The sequence below is a fragment of the Nonomuraea fastidiosa genome (genome assembly GCF_042751225.1).
In the GTDB taxonomy this organism is placed as follows: Bacteria; Actinomycetota; Actinomycetes; order Streptosporangiales; family Streptosporangiaceae; genus Nonomuraea; species Nonomuraea fastidiosa.
Genome location: NZ_CP170570.1, coordinates 7931064 through 7947256 on the forward strand (window position 1 = coordinate 7931064; position 16193 = coordinate 7947256).

20 protein-coding genes and 2 pseudogenes are annotated in these 16193 nt (G+C 70.4%); 13 read left to right on the forward strand and 9 right to left on the reverse strand.

What is annotated here, in order from left to right; genetic code table 11:
• Nucleotides 1-38: 38 nt before the first annotated feature.
• Nucleotides 39-1238 carry an MFS transporter gene (locus ACFMQL_RS36570; RefSeq protein WP_364070649.1) on the reverse strand — a complete coding sequence of 400 codons (1200 nt, stop codon included), beginning with the start codon at nucleotides 1236-1238 and terminating at the stop codon, nucleotides 39-41.
• 693 nt (nucleotides 1239-1931) lie between these two features.
• Here ACFMQL_RS36570 and ACFMQL_RS36575 point away from each other — a divergent pair.
• From ACFMQL_RS36575 to ACFMQL_RS36590, 4 genes and pseudogenes are all read left to right on the forward strand, one after another.
• Nucleotides 1932-2690, forward strand: coding sequence for a peptidase inhibitor family I36 protein (locus ACFMQL_RS36575; RefSeq protein WP_364070646.1), 759 nt, complete (start codon nucleotides 1932-1934; stop codon nucleotides 2688-2690).
• A gap of 356 nt (nucleotides 2691-3046) precedes the next feature.
• A complete protein-coding gene (locus ACFMQL_RS36580; protein ID WP_378789369.1) occupies nucleotides 3047-3787 on the forward strand; it encodes a protein kinase in 741 nt (246 codons plus the stop codon).
• A gap of 350 nt (nucleotides 3788-4137) precedes the next feature.
• A pseudogene (locus tag ACFMQL_RS36585) lies at nucleotides 4138-4485 on the forward strand (WD40 repeat domain-containing protein); the annotation flags it as partial.
• 8 nt (nucleotides 4486-4493) lie between these two features.
• The gene (locus ACFMQL_RS36590; RefSeq protein WP_364070617.1) at nucleotides 4494-4649 is read left to right on the forward strand and encodes a WD40 repeat domain-containing protein; all 156 of its coding nucleotides are present in this window, start codon (nucleotides 4494-4496) and stop codon (nucleotides 4647-4649) included.
• Nucleotides 4650-4662: 13 nt separating this feature from the next.
• Here ACFMQL_RS36590 and ACFMQL_RS36595 read toward each other — a convergent pair whose 3' ends face one another.
• Nucleotides 4663-5058 (reverse strand): MerR family transcriptional regulator, encoded by a 396-nt coding sequence (locus ACFMQL_RS36595; protein ID WP_364070614.1) that lies wholly within the window; start codon nucleotides 5056-5058, stop codon nucleotides 4663-4665.
• A 61-nt stretch (nucleotides 5059-5119) separates the two neighbouring features.
• On the opposite strand from ACFMQL_RS36595, the gene ACFMQL_RS36600 reads away from it, so the two are divergent.
• Nucleotides 5120-6235, forward strand: a complete 1116-nt coding sequence (locus tag ACFMQL_RS36600; RefSeq protein WP_364070612.1) for an alkene reductase — start codon at nucleotides 5120-5122, stop codon at nucleotides 6233-6235.
• Here the strand turns inward: ACFMQL_RS36600 and ACFMQL_RS36605 are convergent.
• Nucleotides 6216-6485 (reverse strand): hypothetical protein, encoded by a 270-nt coding sequence (locus tag ACFMQL_RS36605; RefSeq protein ID WP_378789371.1) that lies wholly within the window; start codon nucleotides 6483-6485, stop codon nucleotides 6216-6218. The two genes, ACFMQL_RS36600 and ACFMQL_RS36605, sit on opposite strands and share 20 nt — an antisense overlap.
• On the opposite strand from ACFMQL_RS36605, the gene ACFMQL_RS36610 reads away from it, so the two are divergent.
• On the forward strand, nucleotides 6457-6585 hold the full coding sequence (locus ACFMQL_RS36610) for a hypothetical protein (RefSeq protein ID WP_364070606.1): 129 nt from the start codon (nucleotides 6457-6459) through the stop codon (nucleotides 6583-6585). The two genes, ACFMQL_RS36605 and ACFMQL_RS36610, sit on opposite strands and share 29 nt — an antisense overlap.
• Nucleotides 6586-6856: 271 nt before the next feature.
• Here ACFMQL_RS36610 and ACFMQL_RS36615 read toward each other — a convergent pair whose 3' ends face one another.
• Nucleotides 6857-7270: an Hsp20/alpha crystallin family protein gene (locus tag ACFMQL_RS36615; RefSeq protein ID WP_364070603.1), complete on the reverse strand. Its 414-nt coding sequence runs from the start codon at nucleotides 7268-7270 to the stop codon at nucleotides 6857-6859.
• Between the two features lie 200 nt (nucleotides 7271-7470).
• Here ACFMQL_RS36615 and ACFMQL_RS36620 point away from each other — a divergent pair, with 200 nt between their 5' ends.
• The 3 genes from ACFMQL_RS36620 (at nucleotide 7471) to ACFMQL_RS36630 (ending at nucleotide 9745) form a co-directional block, all read left to right on the forward strand.
• Nucleotides 7471-8448: an alpha/beta hydrolase family protein gene (locus ACFMQL_RS36620; RefSeq protein WP_378789373.1), complete on the forward strand. Its 978-nt coding sequence runs from the start codon at nucleotides 7471-7473 to the stop codon at nucleotides 8446-8448.
• A 214-nt stretch (nucleotides 8449-8662) separates the two neighbouring features.
• Nucleotides 8663-9016 carry a hypothetical protein gene (locus ACFMQL_RS36625; RefSeq protein WP_364070599.1) on the forward strand — a complete coding sequence of 118 codons (354 nt, stop codon included), beginning with the start codon at nucleotides 8663-8665 and terminating at the stop codon, nucleotides 9014-9016.
• A 162-nt stretch (nucleotides 9017-9178) separates the two neighbouring features.
• Complete coding sequence (locus tag ACFMQL_RS36630; RefSeq protein ID WP_378789375.1) at nucleotides 9179-9745, forward strand: GNAT family N-acetyltransferase; 567 nt, start codon at nucleotides 9179-9181, stop codon at nucleotides 9743-9745.
• Nucleotides 9746-9904: 159 nt separating this feature from the next.
• Here the strand turns inward: ACFMQL_RS36630 and ACFMQL_RS36635 are convergent, their stop codons facing one another.
• A complete protein-coding gene (locus ACFMQL_RS36635; RefSeq protein ID WP_378789377.1) occupies nucleotides 9905-10102 on the reverse strand; it encodes a hypothetical protein in 198 nt (65 codons plus the stop codon).
• Here ACFMQL_RS36635 and ACFMQL_RS36640 point away from each other — a divergent pair.
• Nucleotides 10007-10393: pseudogene (locus ACFMQL_RS36640) on the forward strand (RNA polymerase sigma factor); the annotation flags it as partial. The gene ACFMQL_RS36635 and the pseudogene ACFMQL_RS36640 sit on opposite strands and share 96 nt — an antisense overlap.
• A gap of 273 nt (nucleotides 10394-10666) precedes the next feature.
• Here ACFMQL_RS36640 and ACFMQL_RS36645 read toward each other — a convergent pair.
• Entirely contained in the window at nucleotides 10667-12679 is a 2013-nt protein-coding gene (locus ACFMQL_RS36645; protein WP_378789378.1) for an SUKH-4 family immunity protein, read from the reverse strand.
• Nucleotides 12680-12718: 39 nt separating this feature from the next.
• Nucleotides 12719-12919 (reverse strand): hypothetical protein, encoded by a 201-nt coding sequence (locus ACFMQL_RS36650; protein WP_364070595.1) that lies wholly within the window; start codon nucleotides 12917-12919, stop codon nucleotides 12719-12721.
• Nucleotides 12920-12945: 26 nt separating this feature from the next.
• On the opposite strand from ACFMQL_RS36650, the gene ACFMQL_RS36655 reads away from it, so the two are divergent.
• Both ACFMQL_RS36655 and ACFMQL_RS36660 read left to right on the forward strand, forming a co-directional pair.
• A complete protein-coding gene (locus ACFMQL_RS36655) occupies nucleotides 12946-13227 on the forward strand; it encodes an NUDIX domain-containing protein (protein WP_364070593.1) in 282 nt (93 codons plus the stop codon).
• 101 nt (nucleotides 13228-13328) lie between these two features.
• Nucleotides 13329-13466: a hypothetical protein gene (locus tag ACFMQL_RS36660; RefSeq protein WP_364070591.1), complete on the forward strand. Its 138-nt coding sequence runs from the start codon at nucleotides 13329-13331 to the stop codon at nucleotides 13464-13466.
• Between the two features lie 83 nt (nucleotides 13467-13549).
• Here the strand turns inward: ACFMQL_RS36660 and ACFMQL_RS36665 are convergent, their stop codons facing one another.
• Nucleotides 13550-14215: an MOSC domain-containing protein gene (locus ACFMQL_RS36665; RefSeq protein ID WP_378789380.1), complete on the reverse strand. Its 666-nt coding sequence runs from the start codon at nucleotides 14213-14215 to the stop codon at nucleotides 13550-13552.
• 76 nt (nucleotides 14216-14291) lie between these two features.
• Nucleotides 14292-15494 carry a methyltransferase, FxLD system gene (fxlM, locus tag ACFMQL_RS36670; protein ID WP_378789381.1) on the reverse strand — a complete coding sequence of 401 codons (1203 nt, stop codon included), beginning with the start codon at nucleotides 15492-15494 and terminating at the stop codon, nucleotides 14292-14294.
• Nucleotides 15495-15621: 127 nt separating this feature from the next.
• On the opposite strand from fxlM, the gene ACFMQL_RS36675 reads away from it, so the two are divergent.
• Entirely contained in the window at nucleotides 15622-16185 is a 564-nt protein-coding gene (locus ACFMQL_RS36675) for a DUF3558 family protein (protein ID WP_364070584.1), read from the forward strand.
• The last annotated feature ends 8 nt before the right edge of the window (nucleotides 16186-16193 follow it).

Genomic DNA, 16193 nt, shown 5'->3' on the forward strand with positions numbered 1-16193 from the left:
GCTCCACGGCCTGGAGGCGACGAGGGGCGCTTTGACGCTCAGGTCGTGGACGCGTGCCGGACCGCGAGACTGCGCACCGCGGTCAGGGTCAGAACCACCGCCAGCCCGGCGGTGACCGCCAGCAGCGCCAGGCCCAGCCCGTACGAACCGAGCCGCCCGTAGATGAACCCCATGACCAGCGGCGGCACGAACCCGCCCAGCCCGCCGGCCGCCCCCACCAGCCCGGTGACCGATCCGACCTTGTCGGCCGGAGCCACCTGCGCCACCAGCGCGAACGTGGCCCCGCTGCCCGCGCCGAGCGCCGCCGCCATCGACAGGAACGCGACCGTGCCCACCGGCAGCAGCGGCGGCGTCAGCGCCTGGACCGCCGCCATGACCGCGACCACCGCGAACACCCCCGCCAGCACCCGTACCGGGCCGAACCGGTCCGACAGCCATCCGCCCAGCGGCCGCGCCAGGACCGCGAGCACCACGAACCCGGCCATCCGGTAGGCGGCGTCCGCCTGCTCCAGGTCGTACTCGGTCTCCAGGTAGGTCGGCAGGTAGACGGAGAAGGCGACGTACCCGCCGAACGCGACCGCGTACAGCAGGCACGCCTGCCAGGTGATCGGCAGCCGCCCTGTGTCCGCCAGCCGCTTGACCAGCGGCTGCACTGTGGCGCTGCGCCCCGGCGCGTCCCGCAGCAGCAGCCACGCGACGACCGCGTACACCGCCAGCACGACCGCCGTGATGACGAACGGCGCCGCCGCCCCGCCCCACTCGACCAGCCCCACCGTGGTCAGCGCGCTGATGGCCGTACCGCCCATGCCCGCGCCGAAGATCCCGACCGCGAACCCGCGCCGCTGCGGCGGAAACCAGGCGTTGACGAACGGCACCCCGATCGCGAACGCCGTACCCGCGACCCCCAGAAAGAACCCGCCGATGAGCAACGCCGTGAACGACGCCTGCCCGGCGAGCCCGATGAACAGCACCGGCACAATGGTCACCGCCGACACCAGCGGAAACATCACCCGCCCGCCGTACCGATCGGTCAACGCGCCCACCGGAATCCGCCCCAGCGACCCGACGATCACCGGCACCGCGACCAGCAACGCCTGCTGCGGCGCCGACAGCCCGAGCAGCTCCTTGTAGCGCGGGCCGAGCGGACTGAGCAGCGCCCAGGCCCAGAAGTTGACCGCGAACCCCACCGTGGCCAGGCCCAGCATCAGCTTCGCCCGACCACCCACCTCATCCGTCATCGAACCCCGCCTCGCTTCATTACTCAGCGTCATCGTATGGCTTCGACTCGTGGACACCCGCGCCCGGGTACCCGAGCCAACCGCCATCCGACCCCAGCTGAGGACGTACGAGTAGGGCCGGAAGCCCCCATGACCCCGACACCACGTAACCGCTGAGCAGGGACCAACGCCCCTGCCGGCCGCAGCGAGAATGCACCTGATACGTCTAGTGACATCATGGCGGCATGCCGTCCCGCTCGAGCTGAGGCTCGATCAGCCACACGACTCCTACGACATGGACGAGTGGGGCAAAGTCATCGTCGGTCCCGCCCCGGCGGACTTCCTGATGAGCCGCTTCCTCGGCCGACCGGTCCGGGCGGTTCACCGCATCATCGACCGCCATCCAGACGGAGGTCGGTATCCGGCTGGTGTTCGATCGCGGCGAGGTACGCATACTCAACCTGGGCGACGACCTGTCATCACCGACGCTGCCCTGCCGGAAGCACTCGAAGCCGAACTCGTCGAGTCGTCCGGCGACCGCTCACCCGAATGACGCCGCCAACGGCGGCTTTCGCTCGGAATCGACTGCAAGGAGCGCCTTTTCCAGTTCGGCGCTTGATCTCACCTTATGAGCACAACCCCAAGATAAAGGTAAGGCAAAGTCTCGATCAGCGGGGCGCAGATCGCCCATGCTGCTCACCACAATATGGCCGCATGAAAGTGCACCTTAATCAGCATCAACGATGGATTGTCGTCCTCATCATCGCTCTCGCCACGGTCATGACGGCAGTGAATTGCAGCAAGATCTTCGGCGAGAGCAAACTGGCCTCTCTGTGGTTCATTCCGGCAATCGGCTATGCGATCCTAGGGGTCGTTTTCGGCTCCTTCCTGGCTTCATCCGTCCCCGCCGATGAAGCCACCACGCGCGCCGGAGCCATCTCCGTTTCGATAGGAGCCGTGGCGGTCCTGGCCCTCGGCTCCACCTCCGCAGCTCTGTACACACTTGACGAACCTTCCAACACCACGCGGGGAGCCACGGCCAACCGGAACCCCGCCCCCATAGCCAGCGATGTTCCCAAGGGGAACATGGCAGCGCAGGGTAGCGTGGCCGGCCAAGGTAACGCGGCGGGTAACGGCAACATCATCGGCGATGGCAATGTGATCGAAGAGACCCACATTTACCAAAACACCGGCATCAATCCGCACCCGCCCTGCACAGAAGGGGCCATCTGCCTCTGGCCCGGTAAGGGCTTCACGGGAAAGATGTGGAAGTGGACTCCTGGAGAGGATAAAGACGGCCCTCTCCCTGACTATCTACAAGATCACCTCGGTTCGTTTGTTTCCGAGGCATACGGTTGTTTCGTGGACAGCGATGGGGACCAGGCCCCGCGCGAGGTGAAACCGACCCACCATCGCGGCAGGTACATCGAAACTTACGGCGCCGCGATCGACACCATCAAAGCACGCTGCTGATCCGATCGCAGATCGCGACGACAAGAACGGCCTCTGGCGCCACCAGGGGCCGTTCTCATGTGCGATGTGAGCCAAAAGCGGGCGGTTTGCCAAGGAGGGTCGCGTTCAGGGCCGCCCTGAAGCCGCCCAGCTCCACGTGGTAGAGGGCAAGATCGGGCCCGTCCTCGTAGGCCGCACGCAGGCTAGCGCGGGCCGAACGACGTAGTGATCTCAAATAGGGCCTACTGGCCGGTAGGTCGCTTGGTTTCCTGCCATGATCAAGCCGCGTCATGATGGCGTCACGCAGAGAGACTCGTTCATCTGCCCCCAAGAGACGGCCTCGTCCGTGGGCCCGGCGTTGATCGAGGAGAGAAGCGGTGGGAACGGGGGTCGTGGTGAGAGCGCTGTCGGGTCGGTACGAGCTGCTCGACCCGTTGGGGCAGGGCGGCATGGGGGTGGTGTACCGAGCGCATGACCGGGAGCTGGAGCGGACCGTGGCGGTCAAGGTGCTGCCTGCGCAGATGTTGCGCGATGCGGATTTCCTGGCCCGGTTCCGGCGGAAGGCGCGGGCGGCCGCCGGGTTGTCGCATCCCAACATCGCGACCGTCTTCGACATCGGGGAGGACGCCCAAGATGGGGAGCCGATTCCGTACCTGGTGATGGAGCTGGTGGAAGGAGAGACGCTGGGCGATCTGCTGCGGCGGACGCCTCTCACGCCCGCACAGGCCGGGCAGATCGCGACGGCCGTCCTGGAAGCGCTGGAGCACAGCCACGGACGCGGCATCGTGCACCGCGACATCAAGCCCGCCGACATCATGGTCCGCTTCGCCGACTTCGCCGACTTCGCCGACAGCCAAGCCAGGGTGAAGGTGATGGATTTCGGGATCGCCAAGCTCATGTCGGAGACGGCCACCCGGCTGACCTCCACAGGGATGCGGATCGGCACGCCTGCGTACATGTCGCCGGAACAGGCCGATGGCAGGCCCGCCGACGCCCGCACGGACCTGTACTCAACCGGATGCGTGCCGTACGAGATGCTCACCGGCCGCCCGCCCTTCACCGCGGACTCGCCCGCCGCCATGCGCTTCCAGCACATCTACAGCCGCCCTCCCGGCTGAAGCCGGATCTTGCCGCCTTCTGGGACGGGCTGCTGGCCACCGTGCTGGCTAAGGACCCGAAGAACGTCCCCAGGACGCCGCCACGATGCGAAAAGCCGTCGAAACCGGCTGAGCGGCCCCTGCCGCCGAGATACCGCCGACGCCCCCGCCTCCCGCGTCCGGGCCCACCATCCGGCTGGACAAACCCACGATCGCCGAAACGACATCGCACGTCCCGAGCCCCAGCGCACCCGGCTCTTCCGGACTCGGGCAGCGCTCTACGGTCGAAGCCGCAACGGACTCACAGGTCGCTAATGTGTCGCACCGGGCCCCGACCCGTCGCCGTCTGCTCACCGGGCTGGGCGTCGCGGATGTGGTCGCCGCTCTGCCGATCGCCAACTACCTCTTCGACCAGGACGATCCGGACCCAAGCCGATCAGAACCTCTCCCAGCCCGGAAGGCCCCCACGCCTAAGCCAACCGTCCCCGCCACCCTGCTGCACGACCTTCCCTTTGGCCACAGCGACTGGGGCCTTTCCGTTGCCTTCAGCCCCTGACGGCAGAATTCTGGCCACCGGCAGCGATGACGACACCGCGCGGCTGTGGGAGGTGCGCCCCACGTTGAGCATCGGCGACCCCCTCGAGGCCCCCGAAGGCATCGCCTCGGTCGCCTTCCCTCCCGACGGCAAAATCCTCGCCACCGGTAGCCGCGACGGCACCGCACGACTGTGGCGCGTCGCCACCCAAACCCTCATAGGCAGACCCCCATCGGCCAGTCGCTCGCCGGCCATAAGGGCGCCGTTTTCTCGGTGGCCTTCAGCCCTGACGGCAGATACCTGGCCAGCGCAGGCGAGGACGAAGAAGTGCTGCTGTGGCAGCTATGAACGCCTGGCGTCGCTAGTGACGGTCTGAGCCCTGGGTAGCGGCGGCGGGCGGGCGGCCGCCGGCCCTCTCGATCACCTCGTCCAGCACGTCCACCGACCGGAGCAGGTCCTGGACCTGGCGCATGATGCGCTCCCGCTCGACGGTCAGGTCGGCGACCAGCTGAGCGTCGGCGGTCTCGGACGGCCCGCCGTCGGCGTCACCCATGCACGGCAGCAGCTGCGCGATCTTCGAGCTGCACAGTCCCGCGCTGTACAGCTCCTGGATCCGGATGACACGGTCAACAGCGCTTTCGGGGTATTCGCGGTGGCCGCCCGGCGTGCGTTCGGCGGTCAGCAGGCCCTGCGTCTCGTAGTAACGCAGGGAACGCTCGCTCACGCCGGTCCGCCGGGCCAGCTCACCGATTCGCATGATCTATCTCACATCGTCCGGGGTTGAATCTGACATCAGTGTCACATTCTACGGTTTCGCCATGAACGAGACAGCACTCACCTCAGACCTGTTCACCCCGTACCGGCTCGGCTCCCTGACCTTGGAGAACCGCCTCGTCATGGCGCCGATGACCCGCACCCGCGCCGCCGACGACGGTACCGCGACGCCGCTCATGGCCACCTACTACGCCCAGCGTTCCACGGCCGGGCTGATCGTCGCCGAGGCGTCCACCCCGAACGCGGTCGGCAAGACGTACCCGAACACCACCGGCATCCACACCGACGCCCACGTGGCCGGATGGCGGCAGGTCGTCGAGGCGGTGAAGAGCGCTGGCGGGGCGCCGATGTTCCTGCAGATCCAGCACGGCGGCCGCGTCGGGCACCCGGACAACAGCGGGCTGACGCCCGTCGCCCCCTCCCCCATCCCGCTCCCCGACACCATCCACACGCCCACCGGCCCCAAGGAGGCGGTCGTGCCGCGCGAGATGACGCTCGAGGACATCCGCACCACCATCGGCGACTTCGCCGCCGCCGCCCGCCGGGCGATCGACGCGGGCTTCGACGGCGTCGAGGTGCACGGCGCCAACGGCTACCTGCTCCACCAGTTCCTCGCGCCGAACACCAACCGCCGCACCGACGACTACGGCGGCTCGGTGGCGGGCCGCATGCGGTTCGTGGTGGAGGTCGTGGAGGCCGTCGCCCAGGCCATCGGCCCCGACCGGGTGGGGCTGCGCATCTCCCCCGGCAACACCGTCAACGGCATCGACGGCGCCGACGCCGACGTTCTGTACCCGCAGCTCGCCGGGACCCTGGCCGACCACGGGCTCGCGTACCTGCACATCGTTTTCGCCGATCCCGGACGGCCGCTCTTCGAGCGCATCCGCACGATCTGGCCCGGCACGCTGATCGCCAACCCGACGCTGCCGCAGGACCAGATCCCCGCCGACGGAGGCAAGAACGCAGCCGAAAAGCTGCTGACGGCGGGAGCCGACCTGATCGCGCTGGGCCGTCCGTTCCTCGCCAACCCCGACCTGGTCGAACGGCTGCGCACCGGCGCCCCCGTCAACCCGGTCCGCGACGGCCTGATGTACCAGGGCGGCCCTGATGGCTACATCGACTACCCCGCCCTGCCGGCACTCACCGCAGCGGGGGCATGATCGGCGTTCGGGAGCGGGGCGGGCACGCCCAGGAGCAGCCGGACGGCGCCGCGTTCCCGCCCCGCTCCGGCAGGTGTTCGCCGACCGGCGCGGCCACGGTCTCCAGGCGCTGCAGGGACGCGCGCTTGTAGCGGGCGACGATCTCGGCGGATACGTTGCCTTCAGGCACGCTGCCCTGCGCGCCGACGAGGTGCCTTCGGTTCGTCAGAGGGGAGCCCGGCATGGGCAAGAGCTGGACGACCGCCGACATCCCCGATCAGAGCGGGCGGGTGGCCGTGGCGACCGGGGCCGACACCGGCCTGGGGTTCGAGACGGCCACTTCGCGCTCACCGGGCTGCTGCTGGATCTGATGCTGCCGGTGCCCGGCTCGCGCGTGGTGACGGTCAGCAGCAGCGGCCACCGCCTCCGCGCCGCGATCCGCTTCGACGACCTGCACTGGGATCCGTGCTCGGCGGCCGGGCCCCGAGTCCTACGACATGGCCGTCCAGCAGCGGTTGTGGGCGATCTCCGAAGAGCTGACCGGGGTGACGTTCCCCGTGCCCGGGCGCGCCGGCGTCCCCGGGTGAACGCGCCCGGGTGCGGGCAGGACGCCCCGCCCGCACCCGGCCAGGACGCCGGACGTCAGTGCTCGATGGCGATGCGCCGCCCGGCGGCCTTCTTCTCCTCGGCCAGCCCCACGCTGACCTCCAGGACGCCGTCCTTGTACGTCGCCTTGACGTCGTCGGCCTTGGCCCCGGCGGGCAGCGTCACCGACCGCGACAGCGACCCGTAGGCGAACTCGGAGCGGTGCGCCTCGGTGGTCTTGCGGGTCTTCTCGGCCCGGATGTGCAGCATGCCCTCGTCCACCGTGACCTCGAGATCCTTGTCGGGGTCGATGCCCGGCAGCTCGGCACGCAGCACGTACCGGTCGTCGTCGATGTAGTCCTCGATGCGGACGATCTGGCCGAACGGCCGGAACCCGAACATCGGGCTCTCCATCCATTCCAGCAGGTCCGGGAACGGCCACCTGATGTCCTTGCGCTCGGGCAGGTTCATTGCGACCTCCTTTCTCGGTGGTACGCCTCCAGGTCACCACCTGGGAGGGCCGCGTCCCTAGAGGAGAAGGCCTCAGGCCACCGGGACCATCGTCACTCGCCGCCGAGGACGACTGACCCACACACGCCCCCGAACTATCGCGAAGAAAATCCGCACGGACAAGCATTCAGAGTTCGGCCGCTCTCCAGCAGGCTGGACGCATGACGCACGACAAGAACCTTGCGAAGGACCCGTCCACGTACGCCGCCGGCTTCCCGGCGCCCGACCCCGAGCCCGTCTTCTCGTACCACCCCGTGCTGATCGACGTGCCGCAGCGCCCGGTGCCGCTGGCGGTCCGCGTGACGGCTCCGGTGAACGGCACCGACCTGCCGGTCATCGTGCTCTCCCACGGGCACGGCCCCTCGACCTTCGTGCCCTCCTTCTACGGGTACGGCCCGCTGGTGAACTTCTGGGCCGCGCACGGCTTCGCCGTCATCCAGCCCACCCACCTGGACGCCACGTTCCTCGGCCTGCGCGAGGCCGACGACCCGGATGCGCCGCTGTACCTCAAGTGGCGTGCGGACGACCTCAGCCGCGTCGTGGACCACCTCGGCGAGATCGAACGCGCCGTTCCCGGCCTCGCCGGACGCCTGGACAGCAGCCGCATCGCCGCCGTCGGCCACTCCGCCGGCGGTCAGACGGTCGGCCTGATCTCGGGCGAGACCTTCATCCGTGACGGGGCGACGATCGGCGCCGTCGACGACCGCTTCGGCGCGCGCGTCATGATCGCCGCCCCCGGCCGGGGCGAGGACATGAACGGCCCGGCGGCCGAGCCGTACGCCGAGCTCACCACCACCAGCTTCGACCGCATGACGCCGAAGGTGCTCGTCGTCACCGGCGAGAAGGACTACAACCCGTTCTTCTCCGACCGGCAGGACTGGCGGCGCGACCCCTACACCGCTGCGCCGGGGCCGAAGGTGCTGCTGGAGTTCTTCGAGGCCGAGCACGGTCTCGGCGGCATCTCCACGTTCGACGCCGCCGAGACCACCGACGAGAACCCCGACCGGGTCGCCGCCGTACGCGCGCTCATCTGGGCGTACCTGCGCAGCGAGCTCTACCCCGGCGACCCCGCCTGGACGAACGCCACCGCCGTGCTCGCCGGCAGCGCCGCGCCCGTCGCCCGCGTCGAGTCGAAGTAGCCTCTCACGGCCGCCACCGCTGCAGGACGGTCAGGTACGTGCTGCCGACGATCTGGCCCGCCCGCAGCCGGTATAGCCTTACCGCATGACCGTGGAAGATCGGCTCGCCACCATCGATCACCTGCTGGCCCGCCCCTTCCCGAGCCAGGAAGAGCGCCTGGCGCCGCCCGGCAGGACGTGAGAGGGGTATCGCTCCAGCGGTCCCCGCAGCCACGTGACCTGCCTGGCGGCCAGCCAGGACTTCTGGGACGACCGCAGCGAGGAGGCCGTCGAGGCCGCCGAGGACGAGATCGCCGCCGCCTTCGAGGCGCTGGCGGCCGCGCTGACCTCACGCTGGGGCCGTCCCGAAGTCGTCGATCTGTGGCCGTATGTGGAGGACGAGATCGCCGCACCGCCCGAGCCGGTGAACGAGCTGAGCACCTACAGCAGCAAGATGTCCGTGTGGCGTCCGGGCACCGGCCGCTGGGTCGCACTCACGGTCGGCCAGGCCGACCCGGAGTTCCCGATCGTGCTGCTCGCCGCCGTCGGCGAAACGTCTTCTCTCGATCGCGGCGCCGCCCTCCCGTGAACCAGCAGCGGCTCACGGGAACGCGCTTCGCGCCACATGCATGAACCGACCGCACAAACCGCTTGCCGGCCCCGAGCCGACGTTGAAGAATCGCCAACGTGATCTCCCACTGACGCGACCACCGCCGTCCGGACATCGCCGACCACATGGGAGATCCCTGCCTTGCACCACGCCATCCGCGACTACACCGCTGAAGACGAGACGGCCTGGCTGCGCTGCCGCGTCCTGTCCTTCCTGACGACCGCCTCTTTCGACGACGTCGTCACGAGCAAACCCACGATCCCGGCCCCGGGCTTCGAACGCGTCGCAGAGAGCGGCGGCACGCTTACCGGCATCATCGACGTCGCCATCGACGGTGACCTGGCCACCATCGAAACCATCGCGGTCCACCCCGACCATCAGCGCCGGGGCATCGGCCGCGCCCTCCTCCGCGAAGCCCGTGCCCGAGCCCGCGAGCTCGGCGCGCGCACGCTCGACGCCTGGACGAGGGACGATCCGGGCACGTTGCGCTGGTATCGAGCCAACGGCTTCACCGAGAGCGAGCACTACCTTCACGTCTACGCGAACTACTCCACCGATCCCAGCGAACCGGACCGGGCCATCGGCGAGCGCCGGCCAGGGCTCCGGCCCATGGCGGTCTTCTCGCATGCCAGGCTGGAGGACGAGCAGGCGCTCCGCGCGCAATTCGCTCGAGTCCACGTCTGCCGGCGCTTCGTGTCCACGCTCTGACGCGCTCTCCGAGCCTCATGCCGGTCACAGCCGCGGGCCGAAGGTGACCGGGGCCGGCGGCGAACGTCCGTGAACACCTGGGGCTCCTGTGACAAGACACAGGTGACATCTCGAAGGGAGTCCAGTGTTGAAGACAGATCATCTATGGTGACCGACACGTCACCGGTGGTGGTGGACTCCGAGATCATCGCGGATTCCCTGGATGATCCGGAGAAGTTCGCCGTCCTGTTCGACCGGTACGCCGGGACGCTGTACAGGTACATCTCCTTCCGCCTCGGCGCCGAACTCCCCGAGGACCTCGTCGGGGAGACGTTCCTGATCGCGTTCCGCAGGCGCGGCACGTACGACGTCAGCCACCGCGACGCCCGGCCCTGGCTGCTGGGCATCGCGACGAAGCTCATTTCCGGCCACCGCAGGGCCGAGGTCAGCCGCTACCGCGCGCTGGAGCGGCAGAGCCCGGCCCGGCCCGTCGAGGGACCGGAAGAGGCGATCACCCGCTATCTGACCGCCCAAGGGTCGCGGACGGTCCTGCTGAACGCGCTCGCGCGGCTTCCGCGCGGCGACCGGGACGTCCTGCTGCTGGTGGCCTGGAGCGACATGACGTACGAGGAGGCCGCCCGCGCGCTCGGCATCCCGGTCGGAACCGTCAAGTCACGTCATCAAGGAACTGGAGCACGAGCCGCCGCCCGCCGCCCTGGCCCGGCAGCGGCTCCGGCTCATCGAGGAGGCGGCCGCTCCGGCCCGCCGCACCCGGCCGCTGCTGACGTGGCGGCGGTTCGCGATGGGCACGGCGGTGGCGGCCGCCGTCGCGGCGGGCGTGGCCGTGCCTTCCCTGCTCGGCCCCGGCGGCCCGGCGTACGCGCGACCCGTCGGCGCACGACGTCGGCGACGCCACGCCGCCGCCCGGCAGCTGACCCGCGTCTAGGTGAGGAGCGTGTAGTCCTCCAGGGCCGGGGGCCAGAGGGCGTCCTCGCCCGCCATGGCCTCCGGCTCGTACGTGTGCAGCTCGATCGCGAGGTCGTCGGCGCACCAGTAGGCGGCCTCGCGGTGGGCGTCCCGGCCGTCGCACCACAGCCTGCGCGCCCGGTGGATGACGTACATGAAGTACGCGTACGACTCGACGCCGCGGTGGGCGACGCGGGCGGTCTCCAGCCCTTCGCCCGCCTCGTACACCAGGCCGGTGCGGCCGTCGAGGAACAGGTACCAGGTGTTCATGTCGTCGAGCAGGAACAGCGCGCCGAGGTCGTCCGGCAGGCCCGCGCAGGCGCGCAACTCGTCCAGGCTGTCGGGCCACAGCTCGGACATCGGCTCGGCGAAACGGTCGAACGGCTCTTCCCAGAGGCCGCCCGCGGGCAGGCCGACCTCGGCGAGGAAACGGCGGGTGGGCTCGTGTGCGATCGCGGGGTGGATCTCGACGTCGCGCGGCCGGTGGACGCCTTCCGGGCCGTACAGGTCCTCCAGCAGTTCGCGGGTGACCCGGGTCGGAGGGCGGCAAAGCGACAGCGGGGTGACGGTGCCGGGACCGCCCGCCAGGCGCTCGTGGTGGGCGAGGTGCTCGCTGACGTACGTCGGCGGGGACAGCTCGGCCGACGCCGGCCAGCCGCGCATGACGGCGGCCAGCTCCCCGTGCGCCGACGCGGGCGGGGAGACGAGTTCGGCCAGGGCGGGCAGGTCGATGGCGTACGCGGGCAGGCCCGGCTCGGACAGGGGCAGCCGGGACGCTGCCTCCGCCACACCACGGGCGGCGGCCTCCGGGTCGTCGCGGTGCCGGCCGCAGTGCAGCAACCGCCACAGGTACGGACCGATCGGGACGAGGGCGAGCGCCAGGGTGCCGGCGGCGGCGCGGGCCTCCGGTGACAGTCCGTCCAGCCAGGCGCGCGCCACCCGCACGTCCATAGGCAGGCCCGGCCCTGGGTCGGCGCCTTCGGCACGTGCGGCGAGGGCGGCGAGCCCCGGTGAGGGGTACACCTGGTCGGCGGTGAACGGCGACCCCTCCACGCGCTGGGCGTCGTACCAGGCGGTGAAGGCGGCGCGCTCGGTGGCGCGCGGGTCGTCCAGGTCCAGCACGTACGCGGGCAGCCCGAACCCTTCCTCGGCGTCCTCGCGGCCGAGCTCCACGACCAGGCGGACGTGCGGGTTCGCCGCGAGGGGAAGAACCACCTCGGCGTACGCGCGCTCGGGGTCGTTGCTCCTGTGGGCGTCGGCCACGGTGACGAGCACGGACCGGTCGATGGCGTCCAGACCGGCGCCATCGCCGAGCTTGAGCTGCCCGGCCAGCTCGCGTACGGCGTCGCCCGCGTCCATCCCGCGCAGGCGGATCGCCGCCTCGTCCGGCCCCGGATAGCCCGACCAGTCCCAGATGCCGGAGTAACTGAACCAGGCCAGAAGCCGCGTCTTGCCGACGCCCGGAGAGCCGGTGACGACGCAGATGCGCGGCCCGTACGGGTCCTCCCGCCAGCGCATAAGGGCGTCCGCGGCGGGATCGCGTCCGGCGGCGGGCTCGTCGCGGATGCCGCGCCCGGGGTGCGGCTCCACCCAGGGCGGCGCGGCGTCCAGATAGTCGGGAACGTCCCGCGCGTCGCCCCCCAGCAGCGCCCTGACGAACACCGTGACCGCCGCATGGAACTCGGGCATCATCGACGCCGTCTCCGCCCAGTCCTCCCTGACCTCCGTCACGCACGGCTCGTTCTTGTGCCGGAGCAGGAGCATGGGGTCGCCGTCGTGATCCTCCGACAGCGCGTTCAGGTGCTCGAAGAACCGCTCCTGGACCATGCGCAGCTTGCCGACGTGCTCGCGCAGCCGCTCCGCCTCCGGACGCTCACCGGCCGCGGCCAGCAACCCGTCGAAGTGGGCGATCCGCACGTCCGGCCAGGGCAGCCCGACGGCCCGGTACGCGGCGGAGAGGTGGGAGGGGAGGTCGCGGGGCTCTTCCATGGTGGCGACGATCTTATGGGTGGCCGCCGTGGCCCGGCGTCACCGGGCGGCCTGGGTGCGTCCGATGAGGTCCGGCACCGCCTGCCGGGTCTCGCGCAACACGGCCAGGCTCTCCTCTGCCGCCGCGGCGACGGGCGCCGGGCGGGGTGGCGTTGCGGGTTCGAGGAGCCGCGCCATGGCGTCGGCGAGCACCTGGCCGGGGTCGGCGGCACCTTGCGGGCCCTCTCGGGTGCCGGTCACTTGGACCTGCTGGGCATACCGCATACATGACCGCACCCTTCGCCCGCGTCAAGATCCGTACGGGCGCTCTCGTCTTCTGCGGCGCGCACGTGGCTCTGATCCGCCGCGACCGCCCGACCGGCTCGCACTACACACCACCCGGCGGCAACGTGCACACCGGCGAACACCTGATCGCCGCCCTCGGCCGCGAACTGACCGAAGAGCTCCGCTCGACCTCGCCGACGCGACACCACCCGAGCTGTGCTGGATCCAGGACCAGCTGGTCACCAGGCCCGGCCCCACCCCGCCGCCGCGCAAGCTCCACCTGATCTTCCGCTGTCACATCACACCGGACGTACGCGACCGTCTCGCCACGATCGAGTACGACGACCTCCCGGACGGCGGCACCGAGCCCGGCACCATCGAGTGGGTGCACTACCGCGAGGTCGCCGAGCTGCCGCTGTTCCCGCTGATCGGCCCCGCCGTCAGCGCACTCCCCGTACCGGACGCCCCCGCCGGCAACCCCTACCTGCCGCCGATCACCGACGCGACCTACACCTGGCGCTGAGTACTGGGCTTGATCGCCCTGAGGACCGTCTCCTCGCCGAGTCGCTTCATCCACGGCGCTCGGGGAACGTCCCACCCCACCGCCTACGCCTTCCGTGCCTGCGCGGCGATCCGCCGGCGGGCCTTGGCCCTGTCCGGCTCCGGCAGCGCGTCGGCCGCCTCCAGCCGCGGAAGCAGGTCCGGCTCCGAGGTCATCGCGCGGAAGACCAGCTCGACGGTCACATCATGAGCGGGACGGTGGACGACCTCCACGAGGTCGCCGGCGCGGATCTCCCCGGGCTCGATCACGCGCAGGTACGTGCCCGGCCGGGCCGCCTGCGTGAACCGCTTGATCCAGCCCTTCTCCTCCAGCCAGCCCTCGAAGGTGCCGCAGGGGATGCGCGGGCACGACACTTCGAGGACGACGTCCGGGCCGATCCGCCAGCGCTCGCCGATCAGGGCGGCGTTGACGTCCAGGCCCTCGGTCGTGAGGTTCTCGCCGAAGACGCCGTTCGGGAGCGTCCGCCACATCTCGGTCTCCCACGTGTCGAGATCCTCGCGGGCGTACGCGTAGACGGCCTGATCGTCGCCGCCATGGTGCTTCACGTCATAGACCCGGTCACCGGCGAGGCCCACCGCGCCGGTCCCCTTGGGGCCGGGAGCGGCGACGGCGACCGGACCGTCAACCGGCCGCTTGTCGATACCCGTTGCCTGCAGGCCCTTCCACGGGTTGGGACGGGGGCGGCCGATGTTGACGGAGAGCAGCTTCATGCTCTCGACGCTACGGGTGCTCCCCCGATGCGGGCGAGTCCTTGTCGCGCCGTCTCCGTAGACCTCGCGCCCGCCGTCAGCCTCCCACCGTGACGAACACCCTGCTGTGCGTCTTGTCGGCGGTGATCATGGCGTTCGGTACGTCGGGGCTCCCCGCCGGGCGGACTTCGATGCGCAAGGACGCACGCTCGTCGCGGGCGCCGTGCCAGGCGCGGATGCGGCCTGCGACGTCACCGGCCAGCCGCGCCGCGCCGGGCCCGTACGCGCACGCGCCCAGCTCGATCATCTTCTGGCCGGTCTCATGGGGAACGTCGCGGCGGATCAGGTACGCGAAGCCGTCGGCGGTGTAGCAGCCCATGCTGCCCCAGCGCCAAATCGGCGCGACCAGGCCCACCTCCCGCTCAGGGGCCGAAACGAGCACCCGGCAGACCCGTGTCGCCTCGCCGGCCAGCCAGAAGTCCAGATGCTCCGGCGACTCGTACGGCACCACAACCCCGGACCAGACCAGGGACGGCGCACCGGTCAGCGCCGCCCGAAGCGCGCCGACGTCGATCGGCTGTCCGTCATCGACGCCAAGCCACACCCCACCGTCGGCGTCCAGCTCCACCCGGCTCTCCGTCACCGCCGACGAGCCCCGCATCGGGATGAACCCGCACACGACGATCGACACGCTGCGCCACACGTCGCCGTCGAGTCCCAGCGCCACCGACCGGGTGATGCCCCGCATCCGCAGCGGCACGACGAGCCGACCTCCGGAGGCGAGCTGCTCGCGCCACGCGGGCGGCACGTCCCACGCGCCCGCCGTGACGATGATCCGGTCGTACGGGGCGTTCCCGGCATGGCCGGCCGCGCCGTCACCGTGCACGACCTGGACCCGCTCGTATCCGGCCGCGGCCAGGCCCCGACGGGCGCCCGCCACGATGCCCGCGTCGATGTCGACCGTGGTCACCTGCCCTCGTGGCCCGGCCAGCTCGGCGAGCAGGGCGGCGTTGTATCCGGTGCCCGCGCCGATCTCCAGGATGCGATGGCCGGGCCGGACGTCGAGCTGCTCCAGCATCTCCGCCACCGTCCCGGGGGCGGACGCACAGCTGATCGCCCTGCCGGTCTCGTCCCGGTGCGTGACGACCACGCCGCGCCCGTACGCCTCCTCTAGCGGCGCCTCCGGCACGAAGACGTGCCGGGGCACGGCCCGCATCGCCGCCTCGACCCGCGCTGATGCGATAGCACCCAACCTGACCAGATGATCGACCATCTCGTCACACAAAGTGTCAGCGGTCATGTACGGAGCGTACGACTCCGATGGGAGGCCGTCACGCTCGGGAGCGGTCCCGAGGCGGAAAGATTAGGCTGCCCGGGTGACTCGATCAGCGGACGCACCGTCCACCGGAAACCGCCGGATCCCGGCCATGGCCCTGCTGGTGGCGTTATGCGCGGTGAGTGCGTGCGGCGCGCAGGGCGGCGGCACCAGCGAGGAACGACCGGCCGGCCTCACCGCCTCTGCGACGCCGAGCGCGACGGGCACCCCGGCCCCGACCGGCTCCGCATCGCCGTCGAGCACCGCCGTCGGCGGCAAGCTCACCCTCTCCGAACTCGCCCGGAATCCTTGCCGTGCGATTGACGAGGAGGACAGGCTCGGCATCGTCATCAACGATTCGGAGCCGAACAACGGCCGCCAGTCCTGCCGGTGGGCTGCGTACAGATATGTGGTGGCCTTCATCCCGCACACGTCCACGGATCTGACGAAGGCCGCGAAGTACCGGCACCTCACGCGAAAGACCATCAGCGGCCACCGGGCGATGCTGGGCGTCAGCGAGGCTCTTGACAGGAAGATGTACCGTCTGTTCGTCTCCGCCGGCAAGAAGCAGTCCTTCGAACTCCAGGTTCTTCCGGTCAACGAGGGAACGCAGCCGGTATCCCCCACCACCGTGGCCACCCGCTTCGCCAAAGCGATCCTGTCTCACCTCCGGTGAGTCCTGGC

Bases quoted from the DNA above. Each gene is read 5' to 3' on its own strand.
- fxlM (WP_378789381.1), bottom strand. From the start codon at position 15,494: ATGACCGCTGACACTTTGTGTGACGAGATGGTCGATCATCTGGTCAGG.
- ACFMQL_RS36655 (WP_364070593.1), top strand. From the start codon at position 12,946: ATGACCGCACCCTTCGCCCGCGTCAAGATCCGTACGGGCGCTCTCGTC.
- ACFMQL_RS36665 (WP_378789380.1), bottom strand. From the start codon at position 14,215: ATGAAGCTGCTCTCCGTCAACATCGGCCGCCCCCGTCCCAACCCGTGG.
- ACFMQL_RS36605 (WP_378789371.1), bottom strand. From the start codon at position 6,485: ATGTCGGCGGTCGTCCAGCTCTTGCCCATGCCGGGCTCCCCTCTGACG.
- ACFMQL_RS36675 (WP_364070584.1), top strand. From the start codon at position 15,622: ATGGCCCTGCTGGTGGCGTTATGCGCGGTGAGTGCGTGCGGCGCGCAG.
- ACFMQL_RS36645 (WP_378789378.1), bottom strand. From the start codon at position 12,679: ATGGAAGAGCCCCGCGACCTCCCCTCCCACCTCTCCGCCGCGTACCGG.
- ACFMQL_RS36600 (WP_364070612.1), top strand. From the start codon at position 5,120: ATGAACGAGACAGCACTCACCTCAGACCTGTTCACCCCGTACCGGCTC.
- ACFMQL_RS36575 (WP_364070646.1), top strand. From the start codon at position 1,932: ATGAAAGTGCACCTTAATCAGCATCAACGATGGATTGTCGTCCTCATC.
- ACFMQL_RS36615 (WP_364070603.1), bottom strand. From the start codon at position 7,270: ATGAACCTGCCCGAGCGCAAGGACATCAGGTGGCCGTTCCCGGACCTG.
- ACFMQL_RS36620 (WP_378789373.1), top strand. From the start codon at position 7,471: ATGACGCACGACAAGAACCTTGCGAAGGACCCGTCCACGTACGCCGCC.
- ACFMQL_RS36570 (WP_364070649.1), bottom strand. From the start codon at position 1,238: ATGACGGATGAGGTGGGTGGTCGGGCGAAGCTGATGCTGGGCCTGGCC.
- ACFMQL_RS36610 (WP_364070606.1), top strand. From the start codon at position 6,457: ATGGGCAAGAGCTGGACGACCGCCGACATCCCCGATCAGAGCGGGCGG.
- ACFMQL_RS36595 (WP_364070614.1), bottom strand. From the start codon at position 5,058: ATGCGAATCGGTGAGCTGGCCCGGCGGACCGGCGTGAGCGAGCGTTCC.